Genomic DNA, 18,537 nt, shown 5'->3' with positions numbered 1-18,537 from the left:
GACGATTGGTCTACCCTCGTCACGTGAACGAAACCGTCGACGTCCCCATCTGCGCGGACGAGGTCCCGTTCTACGCCCACCCCGGCGACGCCGGAGCGGATCTGCGCTCCACGGAGGAGCTGGTGCTCGCTCCCGGTGAGCGGGCGAGCGTGGGCACCGGGGTCTCGATCGCCCTGCCCGACGGCCACGTCGGCTTCGTCGTCCCGCGCAGCGGCCTGGCCTTCAAGCACGGCATCACCATCGTCAACGCCCCCGGCACCATCGACGCCGGCTACCGCGGTGAGATCCGCGTCGCGCTGCTGAACACGGACGCCCGCGAGCCGTACCGCATCGCCGCGGGCGACCGCATCGCGCAGCTCGTGATCGTGCCCGTCGTCCGGGCCCGCTTCACCGCGGTCGAGGAGCTCCCCTCCTCGGTCCGCGGCGCCGGCGGCTTCGGCTCGACCGGCTACGCCGCCGCCGCCACCGCCGCCGCCACCACCACGACCGCCGCATCGGACGTCCGCACCAACGAGGAGAACGCATGAGCGACATCCAGCCCGCCGGCACCGAGGACGCGGCCGCCGAGACCGCGTCGCAGGACTTCGAGAAGTCCGCGCCCGAGGACCGCGCCGAGGCCGGCCCCCTCGACGAGCGCGAGGCCAACCCGGTCCGCCCCTACATCGACCTCGGCGGGGTCAAGGTGCTGCCCCGCGAGGGCATGCACATCCGCCTCGAGGTCGAGGAGGCGACGAAGCGCGTCATCGCCGTCGGCCTCGAGCTCGCCGGGTCCACCCTCCAGGTGCAGCCCTTCGCCGCGCCGCGCTCGTCCGGGCTCTGGCACGAGATCCGCGGGCAGATCGCGGAGCAGATCGGCCGCCAGGGCGGCAGCACCGAGGAGCGCGAGGGCGTCTTCGGCCCCGAGATCGTGGCGCAGCTCCCGATCGCCGGCGGCGGCGTGCGGGTCGCCCGCTTCGTGGGCGTCGACGGACCGCGCTGGTTCCTGCGCGGCGTCATCGCCGGTGCGGGCGCCGTCGAGGAGGAGGCCGCGGCCGCGGTCGAGGACCTCTTCCGCAGCGTCGTCGTGGTCCGCGGCTCCGGCCCGATGCCCCCGCGCGACCTGATCCCCCTCAAGATGCCGGACAGCGGCCAGACCCAGCAGAGCGCGAGCTGACCGGCATGCGGCCCGAGGGCGACCCGCGGCCCGAGCGCGACGAGCAGGCGGAGCGTCCCGAGGTCGGCGACGCGATCGCGAAGGCCGCGCGCCGCTCCGGACTCGGCGTGGTCGCGGACGGCGAGCCGTTCGACGGCCGCGCCCTGCTCGGCTCGATGGGCGGTGTGCGCGGGATCCTCGAGGCCGTCGTGCCCGGGGTCGCCTTCGTCCTCCTCTTCACCGTCACCGGGGAGCTCGTGCTCTCGCTGGTCGCGTCGGTGGCGCTGGCCGTGCTCTTCACGGTCGCGCGCATCCTCGGGCGCACCCCGGTCATCCAGGCCGTCGGCGGTCTGCTCGGCGTCGTCGTCTCGGCGGTCCTCGCCCTGCTCACGGGCCGCGCGGTCGACAACTTCGTGCCGGGCCTGATCACCAACCTGGTCTACGGCCTCGTCTTCCTCGTGTCGGTCCTCGTCCGCTGGCCTCTGATCGGCGTCGCCGCCGGCTACCTCATGGGCGACGGCACGGCCTGGCGCGACGACCGGCGGAAGCGCCGGCTCTTCTCGCTGCTCACGCTCGCCTGGGCGGCCCTGTTCTTCGTGCGCCTGGCGGTGCAGTACCCGCTCTTCCTCGCGGAGGACGCGACGGCGCTCGGCACCTGGAAGCTGGTGCTCGGCCTCCCGCTGTACGCGCCGCTGCTCGTGCTCACCGTCCTCGCGGTGCGGGCCGAGTACCGCGGCGCGGCGGAGCGGGACGACGCCGCTCCCACCGCCGATCGCGCGTAGAGTTGTCTCGACGTCAAGATAAATAGTTAGGTCCTCCTTGGTGGCGGGGCGCTGTGCGCGGTCGCCAAGATGGAGTCGGATATGTGGGCGCGCCCGTCGGCGGCGCCCACGTCAGCGAAGGAGAGGGCGACGTGTCCGCGGTAGACAGCTTTGGATCGAAAGACAGCCTGAAGGTCGGCTCGACCGACTACGAGGTGTTCCGCATCGACCGGGTCCCCGGTCACGAGAAGCTCCCGTTCAGCCTCAAGGTGCTGCTCGAGAACCTGCTCCGCACGGAGGACGGCGCCAACATCACGGCCGACCACATCCGTGCCCTGGGCGAGTGGGTCCCGGAGTCGGAGCCCGACACCGAGATCCAGTTCACGCCCGCGCGCGTCGTGATGCAGGACTTCACCGGCGTGCCCTGCATCGTCGACCTCGCCACCATGCGCGAGGCCGTCGCGGCCCTGGGCGGCGACGCGAACCGGATCAACCCGCTCGCGCCCGCCGAGATGGTCATCGACCACTCGGTCATCGCGGACCTCTTCGGCACCCCCGACGCGCTCGAGCGCAACGTCGAGCTCGAGTACGAGCGGAACGGGGAGCGCTACCAGTTCCTCCGCTGGGGCCAGACCGCGTTCGACGACTTCAAGGTCGTCCCGCCCGGAACGGGCATCGTCCACCAGGTCAACATCGAGTACCTGGCGCGCGTCACCATGACCCGCGAGGTCGGCGGCGTGCTCCGCGCCTACCCCGACACCTGCGTCGGCACCGACTCGCACACCACGATGGTGAACGGTCTCGGCGTCCTCGGCTGGGGCGTCGGCGGCATCGAGGCGGAGGCGGCCATGCTCGGCCAGCCCGTGTCGATGCTCATCCCGAAGGTCGTCGGCTTCAAGCTCACCGGCGCGATCCCGGCCGGCGTGACCGCGACCGACGTCGTCCTCACGATCACCGAGATGCTGCGCAAGCACGGCGTCGTCGGCAAGTTCGTCGAGTTCTACGGCGCCGGCGTCGCGCAGGTGCCGCTGGCCAACCGCGCCACCATCGGCAACATGAGCCCCGAGTTCGGCTCCACCGCCGCGATGTTCCCGATCGACGACGTGACCCTCGACTACCTGCGCCTCACCGGCCGCAGCGACGAGCAGATCGCCCTGGTCGAGCAGTACTCGAAGCTGCAGAAGCTCTGGCACGACCCCGCGGTCGAGCCCGTCTTCAGCGAGTACCTCGAGCTGGACCTCGGCACGGTCGTCCCCTCGATCGCCGGACCGAAGCGCCCGCAGGACCGCATCGAGCTCACCTCGGCGAAGACGCAGTTCGAGTCGGACCTCAACAACTACGCCGACATCACGCACGACATCGTCGACCTGACGCTGACCGAGTCGTTCCCCGCGTCCGACCCCGGAGAGCTCCAGCCGCAGGACGAGTACAGCGAGCACGAGCACACGCACCGCTCGCACGCTCCGTCGACCGCCTCCAAGCCGACCAGGGTCGACCTGGGCGAGGGCGGGACCTTCACCATCGACCACGGCGCCGTCGCGATCGCGGCGATCACCTCCTGCACCAACACGTCGAACCCCTCGGTGATGCTGGCGGCCGGTCTGCTGGCCCGCAACGCCGCGCAGAAGGGCCTCAAGGCCAAGCCGTGGGTCAAGACCACGCTGGCGCCGGGCTCGAAGGTCGTCACCGACTACTACGAGAAGGCCGGGCTCACCGAGTCGCTCGAGGCCCTCGGCTTCTTCACCGTCGGCTACGGCTGCACCACCTGCATCGGCAACTCCGGCCCGCTGCTCGAGGAGATCTCGGCCGCGGTCCAGGACAACGACCTCGCCGTCACGGCCGTCCTCTCGGGCAACCGCAACTTCGAGGGCCGGATCAACCCGGACGTGAAGATGAACTACCTGGCGAGCCCCCCGCTCGTCATCGCCTACGCCCTCGCCGGATCGATGAACTTCGACTTCGAGGTCGACGCGCTCGGCACCGACACCGAGGGCAACGATGTCTTCCTCAAGGACATCTGGCCCGACGCGGCGGAGGTCCAGGCGACGATCGACTCCTCGATCGACAAGTCGATGTTCGACACGCAGTACGCCGGCGTGTTCGACGGCGACGAGCGCTGGCGCTCCCTGCAGACCCCCGAGGGCTCGATCTTCGAGTGGGACGAGGACTCCACCTACGTGCGGAAGCCCCCGTACTTCGAGGGCATGACGATGGAGACGACCCCGGTCACCGACATCGCCGACGCGCGGGTGCTCGCCAAGCTGGGCGACTCCGTCACCACCGACCACATCAGCCCCGCCGGCTCGATCAAGGCAGACAGCCCCGCCGGGCAGTACCTCGCCGAGCACAACGTGGACCGCAAGGACTACAACTCCTACGGCTCGCGTCGCGGCAACCACGAGGTGATGATCCGCGGCACCTTCGCGAACATCCGCCTGCGCAACCAGCTCCTCGACAACGTCGAGGGCGGCTACACCCGCGACTTCACGCAGGAGGGCGGTCCGCAGTCGTTCATCTACGACGCGTCGCAGAACTACCAGGCGCAGGGCACCCCGCTCGTCATCCTCGGCGGCAAGGAGTACGGCTCCGGCTCGTCGCGCGACTGGGCGGCCAAGGGCACGAGCCTCCTGGGCGTCAAGGCGGTCATCGTCGAGAGCTTCGAGCGCATCCACCGCTCGAACCTGATCGGCATGGGCGTCGTCCCGCTGCAGTTCCCGCAGGGCGAGACCTGGGCCTCGCTCGGGCTCGACGGCACCGAGTCGATCAGCATCTCGGGCATCGAGGCGCTGAACGAGGGAGTGACGCCGAAGACGGTCCACGTCGTCGCGTCGCCGACCTCCGACTCGCCCGAGGGCAAGCAGCCGATCGAGTTCGACGCGGTCGTCCGCATCGACACCCCCGGTGAGGCGGACTACTACCGCAACGGCGGGATCCTGCAGTACGTGCTGCGCTCGCTGGTCTGATTCCGAGTGCATGTGCGCGCCTCCCCGCGAGCAGGGGAGGCGCGCACCTGTTCCACCGGACCCCGTGCGTAGACTCGGGAGACGTCCACATCCCTCTGACATCCCCCGGAAGGCGGCGCGAATGGCTGTTCTCGAGACCATCTCCGGACCGCGCGACCTCGACCGCCTGACCCGGACCGAGCTCGAGACGCTGGCGCTGGAGATCCGCGACTTCCTCGTGCGCGAGGTGTCCAAGACCGGCGGCCACCTCGGTCCGAACCTCGGCGTCGTCGAGACGACCATCGCGATCCACCGCGTCTTCGACTCGCCGCACGACGCGATCATCTTCGACACCGGTCACCAGTCCTACGTGCACAAGCTGCTCACGGGGCGCCAGGACTTCTCCGGCCTCCGCCAGCGCGGCGGACTGGCCGGCTACCCGCAGCGCTCCGAGTCGCCGCACGACATCGTCGAGAGCTCGCACGCCTCGAGCTCGCTGTCCTGGGCGGACGGCATCTCGCGGGCCTTCACCATGACCGGGCAGAAGGACCGCCACGTGGTCGCCGTCGTCGGCGACGGCGCGCTCACCGGCGGGATGACCTGGGAGGCGCTGAACAACATCAGCGACGACAACTCCCGCGGCCTCGTCATCGTCGTCAACGACAACGGCCGCTCCTACGCCCCGACCATCGGCGGCATGGCGCGCTTCCTCAACGGCGTCCGCACCCGGCGGAGCTACCGCACGCTGCACCACGGCTCCCGCGCCGTCTCCGAGCGCCTGGGCGGCCCCGCCGCGGCCGTCTACCGCGGTGTGCGCGGCGGCATGCACGGCTTCCTCAGCCGCTTCATCAACAACGAGGCGCTGTACTCGAACCTCGACATCAAGTACCTCGGCCCGATCGACGGACACGACCTCGTCGCGATGGAGGAGGCGCTCCAGCAGGCCAAGGACTACGGCACGCCCGTGATCGTGCACGCGATCACGCAGAAGGGCAAGGGCTTCGAGCCCGCCGTGCAGGACCTCGCGGACCAGTTCCACGCCGTCGGCCAGATCGACCCCGAGACGGGCGAGCCGCTCAGCGCGAGCGGCGCCCGCTCCTGGACCTCCGTCTTCGCCGAGGAGATCGTCACCCTCGCCGACGAGGACCCGACCATCGTCGGCATCACCGCCGCGATGCTGCGCCCGGTCGGACTCGACCGCCTCGCGGAGAAGTACCCCGAGCGCGTGTACGACGTCGGCATCGCCGAGCAGCACGCCGTGACCTCCGCCGCGGGGCTCGCCTTCGGCGGTCTGCACCCGGTCGTCGCGCTCTACGCGACCTTCGTCAACCGCGCGTTCGACCAGATCCTGATGGACGTGGCGCTGCACCGCGCCGGCGTCACCTTCGTGCTCGACCGCGCCGGCGTCACCGGCCCCGACGGCCCGAGCCACCACGGCATGTGGGACCTCGCGATCCTCCAGGTCGTCCCGAACATCCGCCTCGCCGCGCCGCGCGACTCCGTGCGTCTGCGCGAGGAGCTGCGCGAGGCCGTCGGCGTCGGGGACGCACCGACCGTCGTGCGGTTCTCCAAGGGCAACGTCGGCGACGAGATCGACGCCGTCGAGCGCCTCGAGGACGGCGTGGACGTCCTGTTGCGCTCGGAGCGCCAGGACGTGCTGCTCGTCACCGTCGGCCCGATGGCCGCGATGGGCCTCGACGTCGCCCGGCGCCTCGCGGCACAGGGCATCGGCGCCACCGTCGTCGACCCGCGCTGGGTCGTGCCCGTGCCGGGGAGCGTCATCGACCTCGCCCGCGAGCACCGCCTCGTCGTCTCGATCGAGGACGGCGTCCGCGTCGGCGGCATCGGCACCCGGATCCGCCAGGACCTCCGCGAGGCCGGCGTCGACACCGCCGTCACCGAGCTCGGTCTGCCGGACCAGTTCCTCGACCACGCCAAGCGCGAGGAGATCCTGGAGGACGTCGGCCTGACGCCGCAGCACATCGCCCGGGACGTGGTCGCGCAGGTTCTCGGCAGCAAGATCCCGGTCGCGCGCCCGCTGCCCGACGAGGTCGCGGTGCAGGACGACGCCCGCACGGACTGACCCGGAAGGACCGAGAGGTCCGCCTCCGCACGCAGAATGGCGCCCACCGGTTCGGTGGGCGCCATTCTGCGGTGTGCGGCTACTCGACCCCGCGGAGCACCGGGTCGTGGAAGGTGCCGCCGAACGCGCGCTCGCTCGCGCCGACGCGGTCGAGGTAGGGCGTCAGCCCGCCCATCTGGAACGGGTAGCCGGCGCCGAGGATCAGGCAGAGGTCGATGTCCTCCGCGGCGTGCACGACGTCGTCGTCCAGCATCCGCTTCACCTCGTCGGCGAGCCCGGTCTCGACGCGCAGCCGCAGCTGCTCGGCGGTCATCGGGTCCGACCCGCCCTTGACGATCGCGACGGCGCGCTTGTCGACGCCCTTCACGCGGCCCTTGGCGTCGCGCTCGAAGACGTGCCCGAGCTCGGCCAGCCGGTGCAGGTTGGGGCTGTCGTAGAAGCGGTCCGGGAACGCGGCGTGGTGGGTGTCGAGGACGTGCGCGCCGACCTTGAGACCGACGAGCTCGAGCAGCTCGAACGGCGTCATCGGCAGGCCGAACGGCTCGAGCGAGCGCTCGACGACCTCGAACGGCGTGCCCGTGTCGACCGCGTGCATCGCCTCGCCGAGGACCTTCGCCAGCACGCGGTTGACCACGAAGCCCGGGGTGTCGCGGGTGATGACCGCGTTCTTCTTCAGCTTCGCCGCGGTGACCATCGCCGTGGAGAGCGTCTCGTCGTCGGTCCGCGGGGTGTTCACCACCTCGATCAGCGGCATCACCGCGACCGGGTTGAAGAAGTGGAAGCCGACCAGGCGCTCCGGGTGCTGCAGCCGCTCGCCGATCCGCTCGACGGAGAGCGACGAGGTGTTCGTCGCCAGGACGGCGGTGGGGGAGACGTAGCGCTCGATGTCCGCGAAGACCTCCTGCTTGACCGAGAGCTCCTCGAAGACGGCCTCGATGACCCAGTCGGCGTCGGCGAAGTCGGCGCGGTCGGTCGTGCCGGTGACGAGACCGCGGAGGCGGTTGGCGTCGTCCTGCGAGAGCCGGCCCTTGGCGAGCAGGGTGTCGATCTCGCCGACGATGCTCGCGACGCCCCGGTCGACCCGCTCCTGGTCGAGGTCGGTGATGACGACCGGGACCTGGAGTCGGCGGACGAAGAGCAGCGCGAACTGGGTGGCCATCAGGCCGGCGCCGATGACGCCGACCTTGGTGACCGGCTTGGCGAGGCTCTTGTCCGGGGCGCCGGCGGGGCGCTTCGCGCGCTTCTGCACGAGGTCGAAGGCGTAGATGCTCGCTCGGAACTGATCGCCCGAGACGAGATCGGCCAGCGCCTCGTCCTCGGCGGCGAAGCCCTCCTCGCGGGTGCTGCTCTTGGCGGCCTTCAGCAGGTCGAGCGCGCGGTACGGCGAGGCGGCCACGGTGCCGATCTTCGACTCCAGCTGCTTGCGGGCGATCGCGATCGCGGCGTCCCACTTGACCAGGCGCTCGATCTTGCCGGGCACGTTCGGCCGCTTCACCTCGACGGTTCCGCCGAGCACGCCGTCGGCCCAGGTCAGCGAGTTCTCGAGGAAGCTCGCGGACGGGAAGATCGCGTCGGCGATGCCGAGGTCGACGACGTCCTGGCCCTTGAGGGTGCGGTTGTTCTTCAGCGGGTTCTCGACGACGACCTTGAGGGCGTTCTCGATGCCGATCAGGTTCGGCAGCAGCCACGCGCCGCCCCAGCCGGGGATGATGCCGAGGAAGACCTCGGGTAGCCCGAGGGCCGGGATCGACGCGTCGACGGTGCGGTAGTCGGCGTTGAGCGCGATCTCGGTGCCGCCGCCGAGCGCCAGCCCGTTGATGAACACGAACGAGGGGACGCCGAGCTCGGAGAGCAGGCCGAGGGTGCGGTGGCCCAGGCGCGCCAGCTGGCGGGCGGCCTCGCGGCTCGGGATCGTGCCGACCTTGCTGAGGTCGGCGCCGGCGGCCAGGATGAACGGCTTGCCCGTCACTCCCACCGCCTGGATCTCGCCGGCCGCCGCGCGAGCCTGCTGCGCGAGCAGCACGTCGGCCAGCTCGAACAGCCCGGCCGGGCCGAACGTGCTCGGCCGCGTGTGATCGCGGTCGTTGTCGAGCGTGATCAGGGCCAGGACGCGGCCGCTCGGGAGCGGGACGTCGCGGACGTAGGAGTGGGTGACGACCTCGCCCTCGGCGAGCTCCACCAGGTCCTCGAATCCTTCGAGCATGGGTCAGCGTCCCTTCCGTCGTGCGCGCTTGCCGTCGAAGTGCGGGTTCTCCCAGATGACCGAGCCGCCCTGGCCGAGACCGACGCACATCGCGGTCAGGCCGTAGCGGACCTCGGGGTGCGCCTCGAACTGCCGGGCGAGCTGGATCATCAGGCGGACGCCGGAGGAGGCGAGCGGGTGGCCGATCGCGATCGCCCCGCCGTACTCGTTGACCCGCGGGTCGTCGTCGTCGATGCCGAAGTGGTCGAGGAAGGAGAGCACCTGCACGGCGAACGCCTCGTTGAGCTCGAAGAGCCCGATGTCCTCGATGCCCAGGCCCGCCTTCTTCAGCGCCTTCTCGGTCGAGGGGACCGGGCCGATGCCCATGATCTCCGGCTCGACGCCGGCGAAGGCGAAGCTGACGAGGCGCATCTTCTCGGTGAGGCCGAGCTCCTTCGCCGCGTCCGCGCTGGCGAGCAGCGAGACGGCGGCGCCGTCGTTGAGCCCGGAGGAGTTGCCGGCGGTGACCCGGCCGTGCGGGCGGAACGGGGTGCGCAGGTTCGCGAGGCCCTCGAGCGTCGTCTCGGGGCGCGGCGCCTCGTCGGCGGTGGCGAGGCCCCAGCCGGCGGCGCTGCGGGTGGCGACCGGGATGAGATCCGGCTGGACGTTCCCGTTCCGGTACGCCTCGGCGAGCTTCTGCTGGCTGCGCAGGGCGTAGTGGTCGGAGCGGCTCTTGGTGAGCTGGGGGAAGCGGTCGTGGATCTTCTCCGCGGTCTTGCCCATGTTGAGGGCCTCCTCGCCGACCAGTCGCTCGGAGAGGAAGCGCGGGTTGGGGTCGGCGTTGAAGCCCATCGGATGCCGGCCCATGTGCTCGACGCCGCCGGCGATGACGACGTCGTAGGCGCCGAAGGCGATGCCGCCCGCGGTCGTGGTGACCGAGGTCATCGCCCCCGCGCACATGCGGTCGATCGCGTAGCCGGGGACCGAGCGCGGCAGGCCCGCGAGCAGCGCCGCCGTGCGGCCGAGGGTCAGGCCCTGGTCGCCCTGCTGGGTGGTCGCGGCGATGGCGACCTCGTCCACTCGCTCCTTGGGCAGGGCGGTGTTGCGCTCCAGCAGCCCGATCATGGCCTTGACGACGAGGTCGTCGGCCCGGGTCTGCCAGTACATGCCCTTCTCACCGGCCCGCCCGAACGGAGTACGGACTCCGTCGACGAACACGACTTCGGATCTCTCGGCCACAGTGCCTCCTGAAAACGGGACGTCCTCTCGGAACCGGACGTCGTTCCGATCGTAGGAAGGCGGCGTCGGGCGCCGGAATCCTTTGCTTGTTCCTACGAAGCGGTTTCGGTGCTCGGCGCCGGTGCTTGCCCGGCTTCCACAAAGGCGGTGGCGAGCGAGCCGGCGGTCGCGTCGATCTGCCAGGAGCGCGCACCGGCGCGCTCGAGCTCGGCGGCGACGGTGTCGCGGTCGATCGGCTCCGGCGGGTTCCAGGCGAGGCGGCGGACGAGCTCGGGAGTGAGCAGGTTCTCGACGGGCAACGAGAGCAGCTCGGCGATCTCGCCGACGACGGCCCGCGCGGCCTTCAGCCGGGCGTCGGCGGCCGGGTTGCGGTCGCCCCAGGCGCGCGGCGGCGGCAGGGTGTCGGCGGCGGGGCGGACCGGGCTCGGCAGGTCCTCGGTGCTCTGACCGCGCTCGATGGCGGCCCACCAGCGCTCGACCTCGCCGCGGCTGGCGCGCCCGGTGAAGTCGCGCCGGCCGGAGAGCTGGCCGAGGCTGGTGGGGACGTTGCGCGAGACGGCGATGATGGAGGAGTCGGGGATCAGGCGGCCGGGAGCGATGTCGCGCTCGCGGGCGAAGGCGTCGCGGGCGAGCCAGAGCTCGCGGGCGATGGCCAGGGCGCGCGGGCCGCGCAGGGCGTGCATGCCGGAGAGGCGGCGCCACGGCTCGGCCGGGACCGGCTTGGGCTGCCGCTCCAGGGTGGCCTGGAACTCCTCGCGCGCGATCCGGGTCTTCCGGGCCTCGATGAGCATCTCCTCCATCCGGTCGCGGAGGTCGACGAGCAGCTCGACGTCCTTCGCGGCGTAGACGAGCCAGCTCTGCGGGAGGGGGCGGGTCGACCAGTCGGCGGCCGAGTGCTCCTTGGCGAGGTGGATGCCGAGGAGGTCCTCGACGACGGCGCCGAGGCCGACCTTGGGCAGGCCGAGGAGGCGGGCCGCGAGCTCGGTGTCGAAGATGCGCTCGGGGTCGAGGCCGACCTCGCGGAGGCAGGCGAGGTCCTGGCTGGCGGCGTGCAGGATCCACTCCTCCTGGCCGATCACGGCCTGGAGGGCGTCCATCCGGCCGATCGCGGGCGGGTCGAAGAGGAAGGCGCCCGCGCCGCGGCGGTAGACCTGGATCAGGTACGCGCGCTGCGAGTAGGTGAAGCCGGAGGCGCGCTCGGCGTCGACGGCGACAGGGCCCTCGCCGGCGGCGAGAGCGTCGACCGCGGCGAGGAACTCGTCGGGAGTGGAGAGGACACGGTAATCAGTCACGGTTGTTCCGTCGGAAGGCGAGCGAGGTCACACCGTCGCCCGATACGGGCGGGAGGCCCGCGAGCATGCACAACAGCTCGCCCCAGCCTTCCACGTGGGGAGCGAGCTCCGCATCCTCGGGGCTCCAGGAGGCCCGGATCTCGATCTGCGCGCCGTCGCCCTGAGCGGCGAGCTCGCCGAATCCGGTCGAGAGGACCTTCGTGGCGGTGCCGGAGGCGGCGGTGTAGAAGGCGCCGCGGACCTCGAGGGCGTCGATCAGCCAGGACCAGGCGACCTCGGCGAGGAACGGGTCCGTGCCGATCTCGATCTCGAGGGGCGCCTGCGCGAAGCAGACGACGCGGAACGGGCCGCCCCACTGCTCCGGCTCCTCGGGGTCGTAGAGCAGGATGAAGCGGCCGGTGCCGAGCTCGGAGTCGCGGCCGTGGGCCCGCGGCGACACGTCGCCGGAGAGGGCGACGGCGTACGGAGCCAGTCCGGTCGGGGTCGCGATCTCGGCGACGGTGAGCTCGGAGCGGGTCGTCGCACGGCGCAGGGACTCGACCGCAGCGCGGAACTCCTCCGGGAGCTGGGACGGCGCTGGGAATTCGGGCACGCTCGCAGACTAGAGTTCCCGCATGCTCGAAGCCCGGAGGCACGCCGTTGACGGCGGGCGCACCGGTCTCCTGGTCGCCGGGATCCTCGCGGTCCCCGCGCTCGCGGCTCTGACGGCCCTCGGCGGCGCCGCGCTGGGGACGGCCTTCCTCCGCGGGGTCGTCACTCCGCCCTCCCGGCGGTCCCAGGACGTGCGGGTGCTGGCCGTCCGCCCCGAGGTGCACGAGATCGAGCTCGCGGCCTCCGTCGATACCGCCGTCCGGGGCGGCTTCAGCCTCTGGTTCGACCACGGGCGCGGGCACGCGCGGATCGGCCGGCTGCTCGCCACGGGGCGCGGCCGGGTGGTGCGGGAGCTCGGGCGAGTCGACCGCGGGACGCTCCGGGCCGGCACCCGCGGGCGGCTCAACGGCTGGCTGCTGCTCTCGCCGCGCGAGACCGGGCTGCCCTTCTCGGCCCAGGAGGTGCCGACGCAGTTCGGCGCGGCTCCGGCCTGGCTCTTCCCGGCGGCAGGGGACGAGGCGTCGGACGTCGGCTCGTCACAGGTCTGGGCGATCCACGTGCACGGCCGGGCGACGACGCGGGAGGAGACCCTGCGCGGCGTCGCGGCCTTCCACCGCGCCGGTCTCACCTCGCTGGTCGTCTCGTACCGCAACGACGGCGACGCTCCGGCGAGCCCCGACCGACGCTACGCGCTGGGCGAGACGGAGTGGCGCGACATCGACGCCGCGATCCGGTTCGCCGAGCAGCGCGGCGCGCGGCGGGTGGTGCTGGTGGGCTGGTCGATGGGTGGTGCGATCGTGCTGCAGACGGCGCTGCGCTCGAGCCGGCGCGACATGATCGCGGGGCTCGTGCTCGACTCCCCGGTGATCGACTGGCGGGTGACCCTGCGCAAGCAGGCTCGCCTGAACCGGATCCCGGCGCCGATCGCCGCGCTCGCCCTGACGGTGATGCAGCGGCCGTGGTCCGCCGCGCTGACCGGGCAGAGCAGCCACGTCCCGCTGGCGTCGATGGACCTGGTCGAGCGGGCCGCGGAGCTGACCGCCCCGGTCCTGCTGCTGCACAGCGTCGACGACGACTTCGTGCCGAGCGGTCCGTCCGAGGCCCTGGCGGCGGCGCGTGGCGACCTGGTCGAGCTCGTGCTCTTCCACGGGGCGGGGCACACGCGGCTGTGGAACGACGATCCGGTGCTCTGGGAGGCGTCGGTCGAGCGCTGGCTGGCCGAGCGGGCGCTCAGCCGGTCCGGCTCCAGCGCGCGTAGGTGAAGCCCGCGTCGTCCGCGGCGAGGGCCGTCAGGGCGTAGCCGTCGTCGATCCGGGCATCGGTCGACGCCACCGGGAGGCCGGGGAGGACGACGCGCGGCGCGGTGGTGAGGCAGAGCTCGTCGACCCGGCCAGAGGCGAGGAACTGGCCCGACAGCGACGCGCCGCCCTCGCAGACGACCCGCTCGAGGCCCAGGGCGCGCAGGGCGGCGAGGATCGCGTCGACGCTCATCCGCCCCTCCGTCGCCGGCACCGGGACGATCTCGACGCCGCCGGGCAGGACGGACGGGACCTCGCGCCCCTCGGGGAGCAGCAGGAGCACGCGGGCGCCGTCCTGCACCTCGAGCCGGTGGCCGGCCAGATCGCCGGAGGAGGAGACGATCGCCAGCGGTGCGCGCTTGGGGACCCGGTAGCCCTCGGCGCGGACGCTCGCGGCGCCGACGAGCACGACGTCGGCCTGCGCGCGGATGACGCCGAGGATCGTCCGGTCGACGCGGTTGGTCAGCGTCTCGCTCGTGCCGTCGGAGCCGATGCTCGAGCCGTTGACGCTCGCGATCATGTTGAGGCGGACGCGCACGCCCTCGCCGGGGCGGTAGGCGGCCTCGATCGCGGCCCGGGCGCTGTCGTCGCCGAGGCGGATCGCCGGGCCGGCGGGGACGAGCGGCTGCAGGATCACGGGAGGCGGGGAGCCGGGATCAGGCGGCGAGGTGGGTGCGGATCTGGCGCTTGGTGCGGCCGAGGAGAGCGCTCATCCCGCGCAGCCGGAGCGGCGAGACGGCCTCGGACAGGCCGATGGTCTGCGGGAAGTCGTCGGGCACGGCGAGCACCTGCTCGGGGGTGAGGCCGTCGAGGCCCTGGGCGAGGATCGAGGCGAAGCCGCGGGTGGTCGGCGACTCCCGCGGAGCCGTCGCGTGCAGGTGGATCACGTCGCCGTCGAACTCGACGACGATGAACACCGGCGACTGGCACTCCTCGACGCGCTCGAACAGGTCGGGGTGGTCGCGGTAGCGCTCGGGCAGCTCCGGCAGCTCGTTCGAGAACTCGAGGAGGAGCTGGAGCCGCTCCGGCTTCTCGAGGGCGAGGAACTCCTCGCGGATCTCGCGGAGCGCGGGGCCGAGCTGGTCGGTGGCGGGAGTGTCGGTGCTCATCGCGTCCATTCTTCCCTACGTGGGAGTGGCGGGGCTCGGGGGCGGGGGACCGAGGGGGAGCGCACAGGCGAGAGGGCCCCGGCGCGATTGCGCACGGGGCCCCCTCGACCGGATCAGCGGGGCGCGGGATCAGCGGGGCGCGGGGGCCTCGCCGGGCTCCGAGCCCTGCACGATCGGGACGCGGACGGCGCTGCCCCACTCGGTCCAGGAGCCGTCGTAGTTCTTGACGCCCTCGAAGCCGAGGAGGTGGGTCAGCACGAACCAGGTGTGCGAGGAGCGCTCGCCGATGCGGCAGTAGGCGATCACGGTGTCGCCGTCGGCCAGGCCGGCGCCGTCGCGGTAGATGCCGTTCAGCTCGTCGAGCGGGCGGAACGTGCCGTCCTCCGCCGCGGCCTTGCCCCACGGCACGTTCTGCGCGCTGGGGATGTGGCCGGCGCGCAGGGCGCCCTCCTCCGGGTAGGCCGGTGCGGTGGTGCGGGCGCCGGAGAACTCCTCGGGGGAGCGGACGTCGATCAGCGGGTTGCCGAAGTGGGCGAGCACGTCCTCCTTGAAGGCGCGGATGTCGCCGTCGCGGCGCTCGACCGTCGGGTACTCCACGGCCTCGGGGGTCGAGGCGTCGGTGGTGACGGGGCGGCCGTCGGCGATCCACTTGTCGCGGCCGCCGTCGAGCAGGCGGACGTCCTCGTGACCGAAGAGGGTGAAGACCCAGAGGGCGTAGGCGGCCCACCAGTTGTTCTTGTCGCCGTAGATGACGACGGTGCTGTCGCGGGCGATGCCCTTGCCGCCGACGAGCGCGGCGAACGCGGCGCCGTCGATGTAGTCGCGCTGCACCGGGTCGTTGAGGTCGGTGTGCCAGTCGATCTTGACCGAGCCGGGGATGTGGCCCGTCTCGTAGAGCAGGACGTCCTCGTCGGACTCGACGACCACGAGGCCCGGCGTGCCGAGGCGCTGCTCGAGCCACTCGCCGCTGACGAGTCGTTCGGGGTGCGCGTAGGTGGCGAACTTCGGCGACGGATCGAGTTCAACGGGCAAGAGGGACCTCCAGGGTGGTGCGCGGGGCGCAGGCGTGGTTCTCGAATGGGCGGCGGTGCGGGCGGGCTACGCTGAGAACCGCCCTCAGCGACAGTACGCGCCCTCGTGCGCGGGTGCACGGACGGCCCCGTAAGAGTTCGACACAGTCCTCCGCCGGGTCCGGCCCGGCGTCAGGCCGAGGTCGACCCGGTACTTCCCCTTCCCCCGACGATCCCCCCGACGAAGGATGCGTGAGCGCGTGACCCCCGACGACGTCACTGCGACGAGCAGTCTGACCGCGCGCTCGCCGCAGATCAGCGGCCACGAGATCGCCTCGACCCTGGTCCCGCCGCGGCAGTTCGAGGGCGCGACCTTCGAGAGCTACCGGCCCGACCCGGAGTACCCCTCGCAGGCGGAGGCCGTCGAGGCGCTGCGCGCGTTCGCGGCCGGCGGCGGCTCGAAGGGCGGCGGCGGCGGCTTCCTCGGCTTCGGCCGGAAGAAGGCGCCCGCGGTGAAGCCGGGCGTCTACCTCGACGGCGGCTTCGGCGTCGGCAAGACCCACCTGCTCGCAGCGATCTGGCACGCGGTGCCCGGCCGCACCTACTTCGGCACCTTCATCGAGTACACCGCCCTGGTCGGGGCGCTCGGCTACGCGGCCACCGTCTCGCTGCTCAAGGGCTCGGCGCTGCTCTGCATCGACGAGTTCGAGCTGGACGACCCGGGCGACACGATGCTGATGACCCGGCTGCTGGGCGAGCTGGTCGCCTCCGGCACCCGCATCGCGGCCACCTCGAACACACCGCCGAACGCGCTCGGCGAGGGCCGGTTCGCCGCCGCGGACTTCCTCCGCGAGATCCACGCGATGGCGGAGCACTTCCAGACGATGCGGATCGACGGCACCGACTACCGCCGCCGCGACATCGAGGGCCACGCGGTGACCCGCTCGGACGCGGAGATCGACGAGCTCGTCGCGGGGGCGCCCGCGGGCGCGGTCGTGACCGACGACTCGTTCCGCGCCGCGGTCGACCACCTGGGCACCGTGCACCCCTCGCGCTACATCAAGGTGATCGACGGGGTCGACGCGATCGTCCTCCGCGACGTCACGGCGCTCACCGACCAGACCGACGCGCTGCGCCTCGTCGCCTTCATCGACCGCGTCTACGACGCGCAGATCCCGGTGCTCGCCTCCGGCGTCGCGCTCGACGAGGTCTTCGGCGGCGACATGCTCAGCGGCGGCTACCGCAAGAAGTACCTCCGCTCGATGTCGCGCCTGATCGCGCTGACCTCGATGCGGGCCTTCGCCTGACGACTGATCGGCGCGCGGCGCCGGGTCCCCGCGGCATCTGCTCGGCGGCTGCGCGGGGGATCTGCGGCGTGCTGTAACGCAGTGTTCACACGGGGGCACCGCTCGTAACATCCGCGAAACCTCGTGCCGCACGGGCCGTAACGTCGCGCGGCCAGACTGTCGGCTACCCGAGGTGACCCGACACCCCGCGTCCTCCGTGACGCCGTGTCTTCGGGGTCGTGCAGCGACTGCCGGCCCGCATCGGGCACTGCACTGCCCTCACTCACGACTCCTGCACGACTCTGCTTACTCACGAGAGGTTCAACAATGGATCAAGGCAATACCGCGTTCCTGCTCCTGGCGGCGGCGCTGGTCCTGCTCATGACCCCCGGGCTCGCGTTCTTCTACGGCGGTCTGGTCCGAGCGAAGAGCGTCATCAGCATGATGATGCTGAGCTTCGGCGCGATGGGCCTGATCGGCGTGCTGTGGGTCCTCTACGGCTACGCGATCACCTTCTCCAACGCCGGTGTGGGCGACTTCGTCGGCATCGACGGCGTCCTCGGCATCGACCTCAGCCAGCTCGGCCTCGCCGGTGCCTACGCCGAGGCCCGCGGTGACATCGAGACGGCCTACCCGACGCTCGCCTTCGCGGCCTTCCAGGCCACCTTCGCGATCATCACCGTCGCCCTGATCTCGGGTGCGATCGCCGACCGCGCCAAGTTCGGCGCGTGGATGGTCTTCGCCGGCGTCTGGGCGACCATCGTCTACTTCCCGGTCGCCTCGTGGGTCTTCAACTTCGCCCTCGACCCGGAGACCGGCGCCACCTCGGACGGCGGCTGGATCGCCTACAACGTGGGTGCGATCGACTTCGCCGGCGGCACCGCGGTGCACATCAACGCCGGTGCGGCGGCCCTCGCCCTCGCCCTGGTCCTCGGCAAGCGCGTGAACTTCACCAAGGGCGCGCACCAGCCGCACAACCCGCCGTTCGTCCTCCTCGGCGCCGGGCTCCTCTGGTTCGGCTGGTTCGGCTTCAACGCCGGCTCCGAGCTGGCCGCCGACGGCATCGCCGCGATCGCCTTCCTCAACACCATCGCCGCTCCCGCCGCCGCCATCATCGGCTGGCTGATCATCGAGAAGATCAAGGACGGCAAGCCCACCTCGATCGGCGCCGCCTCCGGTGCCGTCGCGGGTCTCGTCGCGATCACCCCCGCCTGCGCCGTCCTGTCGCCCTTCTGGGCGATCGTGCTCGGCCTCATCACCGGTGCGGTCTGCGCCCTGGCGATCGACCTCAAGTACAAGCTCGGCTACGACGACTCGCTCGACGTGGTCGGCGTGCACCTGGTCGGCGGTCTGATCGGAACGCTCTACATCGGCTTCTTCGGCACCGACGTGGGCCTCTTCCTCACCGGCGACGCCAGCCAGCTCGGCAAGCAGGCCCTCGCGGCCTTCACCGTCCTCGTCTACTCCTTCGTCCTCACCTACGCGATCGGCTGGGTCATCCAGAAGACGATCGGGTTCCGCGTGAAGAACGAGGACGAGGTCGCGGGCATCGACACCGCCATCCACGGCGAGGCGGGCTACGTCCTCGCGGACTAGTCCCCTCGACGCGACA

The 18,537-nt window shown here is 71.8% G+C and carries 15 protein-coding genes; 8 read left to right on the top strand and 7 right to left on the bottom strand.

Annotation, left to right across the window (positions count from 1 at the left end):
• Window positions 1–23 precede the first annotated feature (23 nt).
• The 5 genes from dut to dxs all read left to right on the top strand — a co-directional run bounded on the left by dut (window position 24) and on the right by dxs (window position 6,918).
• On the top strand, window positions 24–527 hold the full coding sequence (gene dut, locus HQQ82_RS01865) for a dUTP diphosphatase (protein WP_173231401.1): 504 nt from the start codon (window positions 24–26) through the stop codon (window positions 525–527).
• Window positions 524–1,153: a DUF3710 domain-containing protein gene (locus HQQ82_RS01860; protein WP_173231400.1), complete on the top strand. Its 630-nt coding sequence runs from the start codon at window positions 524–526 to the stop codon at window positions 1,151–1,153. Before dut ends, HQQ82_RS01860 begins: the two co-directional genes overlap by 4 nt.
• 5 nt (window positions 1,154–1,158) lie before the next feature.
• Window positions 1,159–1,914 carry a DUF3159 domain-containing protein gene (locus HQQ82_RS01855; RefSeq protein ID WP_173231399.1) on the top strand — a complete coding sequence of 252 codons (756 nt, stop codon included), beginning with the start codon at window positions 1,159–1,161 and terminating at the stop codon, window positions 1,912–1,914.
• Between the two features lie 131 nt (window positions 1,915–2,045).
• Window positions 2,046–4,856 carry an aconitate hydratase AcnA gene (gene acnA / locus HQQ82_RS01850; RefSeq protein ID WP_173231398.1) on the top strand — a complete coding sequence of 937 codons (2,811 nt, stop codon included), beginning with the start codon at window positions 2,046–2,048 and terminating at the stop codon, window positions 4,854–4,856.
• 121 nt (window positions 4,857–4,977) lie between these two features.
• Window positions 4,978–6,918: a 1-deoxy-D-xylulose-5-phosphate synthase gene (gene dxs / locus HQQ82_RS01845; RefSeq protein WP_173231397.1), complete on the top strand. Its 1,941-nt coding sequence runs from the start codon at window positions 4,978–4,980 to the stop codon at window positions 6,916–6,918.
• Window positions 6,919–6,997: 79 nt separating this feature from the next.
• Here the strand turns inward: dxs and HQQ82_RS01840 are convergent, their stop codons facing one another.
• The 4 genes from HQQ82_RS01840 to HQQ82_RS01825 all read right to left on the bottom strand — a co-directional run bounded on the left by HQQ82_RS01840 (window position 6,998) and on the right by HQQ82_RS01825 (window position 12,223).
• A complete protein-coding gene (locus HQQ82_RS01840) occupies window positions 6,998–9,121 on the bottom strand; it encodes a 3-hydroxyacyl-CoA dehydrogenase NAD-binding domain-containing protein (RefSeq protein ID WP_173231396.1) in 2,124 nt (707 codons plus the stop codon).
• A 3-nt stretch (window positions 9,122–9,124) separates the two neighbouring features.
• A complete protein-coding gene (locus HQQ82_RS01835; RefSeq protein WP_173231395.1) occupies window positions 9,125–10,339 on the bottom strand; it encodes a thiolase family protein in 1,215 nt (404 codons plus the stop codon).
• A gap of 92 nt (window positions 10,340–10,431) precedes the next feature.
• Complete coding sequence (locus tag HQQ82_RS01830; protein ID WP_173231394.1) at window positions 10,432–11,631, bottom strand: ribonuclease D; 1,200 nt, start codon at window positions 11,629–11,631, stop codon at window positions 10,432–10,434.
• On the bottom strand, window positions 11,624–12,223 hold the full coding sequence (locus tag HQQ82_RS01825) for a DUF3000 domain-containing protein (protein WP_173231393.1): 600 nt from the start codon (window positions 12,221–12,223) through the stop codon (window positions 11,624–11,626). Before HQQ82_RS01825 ends, HQQ82_RS01830 begins: the two co-directional genes overlap by 8 nt.
• Before the next feature lie 22 nt (window positions 12,224–12,245).
• Between HQQ82_RS01825 and HQQ82_RS01820 the strand changes: the two genes are divergently transcribed.
• Window positions 12,246–13,484: a S9 family peptidase gene (locus tag HQQ82_RS01820; protein ID WP_173231392.1), complete on the top strand. Its 1,239-nt coding sequence runs from the start codon at window positions 12,246–12,248 to the stop codon at window positions 13,482–13,484.
• Here HQQ82_RS01820 and HQQ82_RS01815 read toward each other — a convergent pair.
• From HQQ82_RS01815 to HQQ82_RS01805, 3 genes are all read right to left on the bottom strand, one after another.
• Window positions 13,453–14,157 carry a dihydrofolate reductase family protein gene (locus HQQ82_RS01815; protein ID WP_173231391.1) on the bottom strand — a complete coding sequence of 235 codons (705 nt, stop codon included), beginning with the start codon at window positions 14,155–14,157 and terminating at the stop codon, window positions 13,453–13,455. The genes HQQ82_RS01820 and HQQ82_RS01815 overlap by 32 nt on opposite strands.
• 19 nt (window positions 14,158–14,176) lie before the next feature.
• Window positions 14,177–14,629 carry a SufE family protein gene (locus tag HQQ82_RS01810; protein ID WP_173231390.1) on the bottom strand — a complete coding sequence of 151 codons (453 nt, stop codon included), beginning with the start codon at window positions 14,627–14,629 and terminating at the stop codon, window positions 14,177–14,179.
• Between the two features lie 129 nt (window positions 14,630–14,758).
• The gene (locus HQQ82_RS01805) at window positions 14,759–15,661 is read right to left on the bottom strand and encodes a sulfurtransferase (protein ID WP_173231389.1); all 903 of its coding nucleotides are present in this window, start codon (window positions 15,659–15,661) and stop codon (window positions 14,759–14,761) included.
• Window positions 15,662–15,899: 238 nt separating this feature from the next.
• Between HQQ82_RS01805 and zapE the strand changes: the two genes are divergently transcribed.
• Entirely contained in the window at window positions 15,900–16,946 is a 1,047-nt protein-coding gene (gene zapE / locus HQQ82_RS01800; RefSeq protein ID WP_367947768.1) for a cell division protein ZapE, read from the top strand.
• A gap of 306 nt (window positions 16,947–17,252) precedes the next feature.
• Complete coding sequence (locus tag HQQ82_RS01795; RefSeq protein WP_173231387.1) at window positions 17,253–18,521, top strand: ammonium transporter; 1,269 nt, start codon at window positions 17,253–17,255, stop codon at window positions 18,519–18,521.
• Window positions 18,522–18,537 lie beyond the last annotated feature (16 nt).

Origin of the sequence: Rathayibacter sp. VKM Ac-2856 (assembly GCF_013205055.1) — a bacterium.
Classification (GTDB): Bacteria; Actinomycetota; Actinomycetes; order Actinomycetales; family Microbacteriaceae; genus Rathayibacter.
This window is presented reverse-complemented; position numbering and strand designations above follow the sequence as displayed.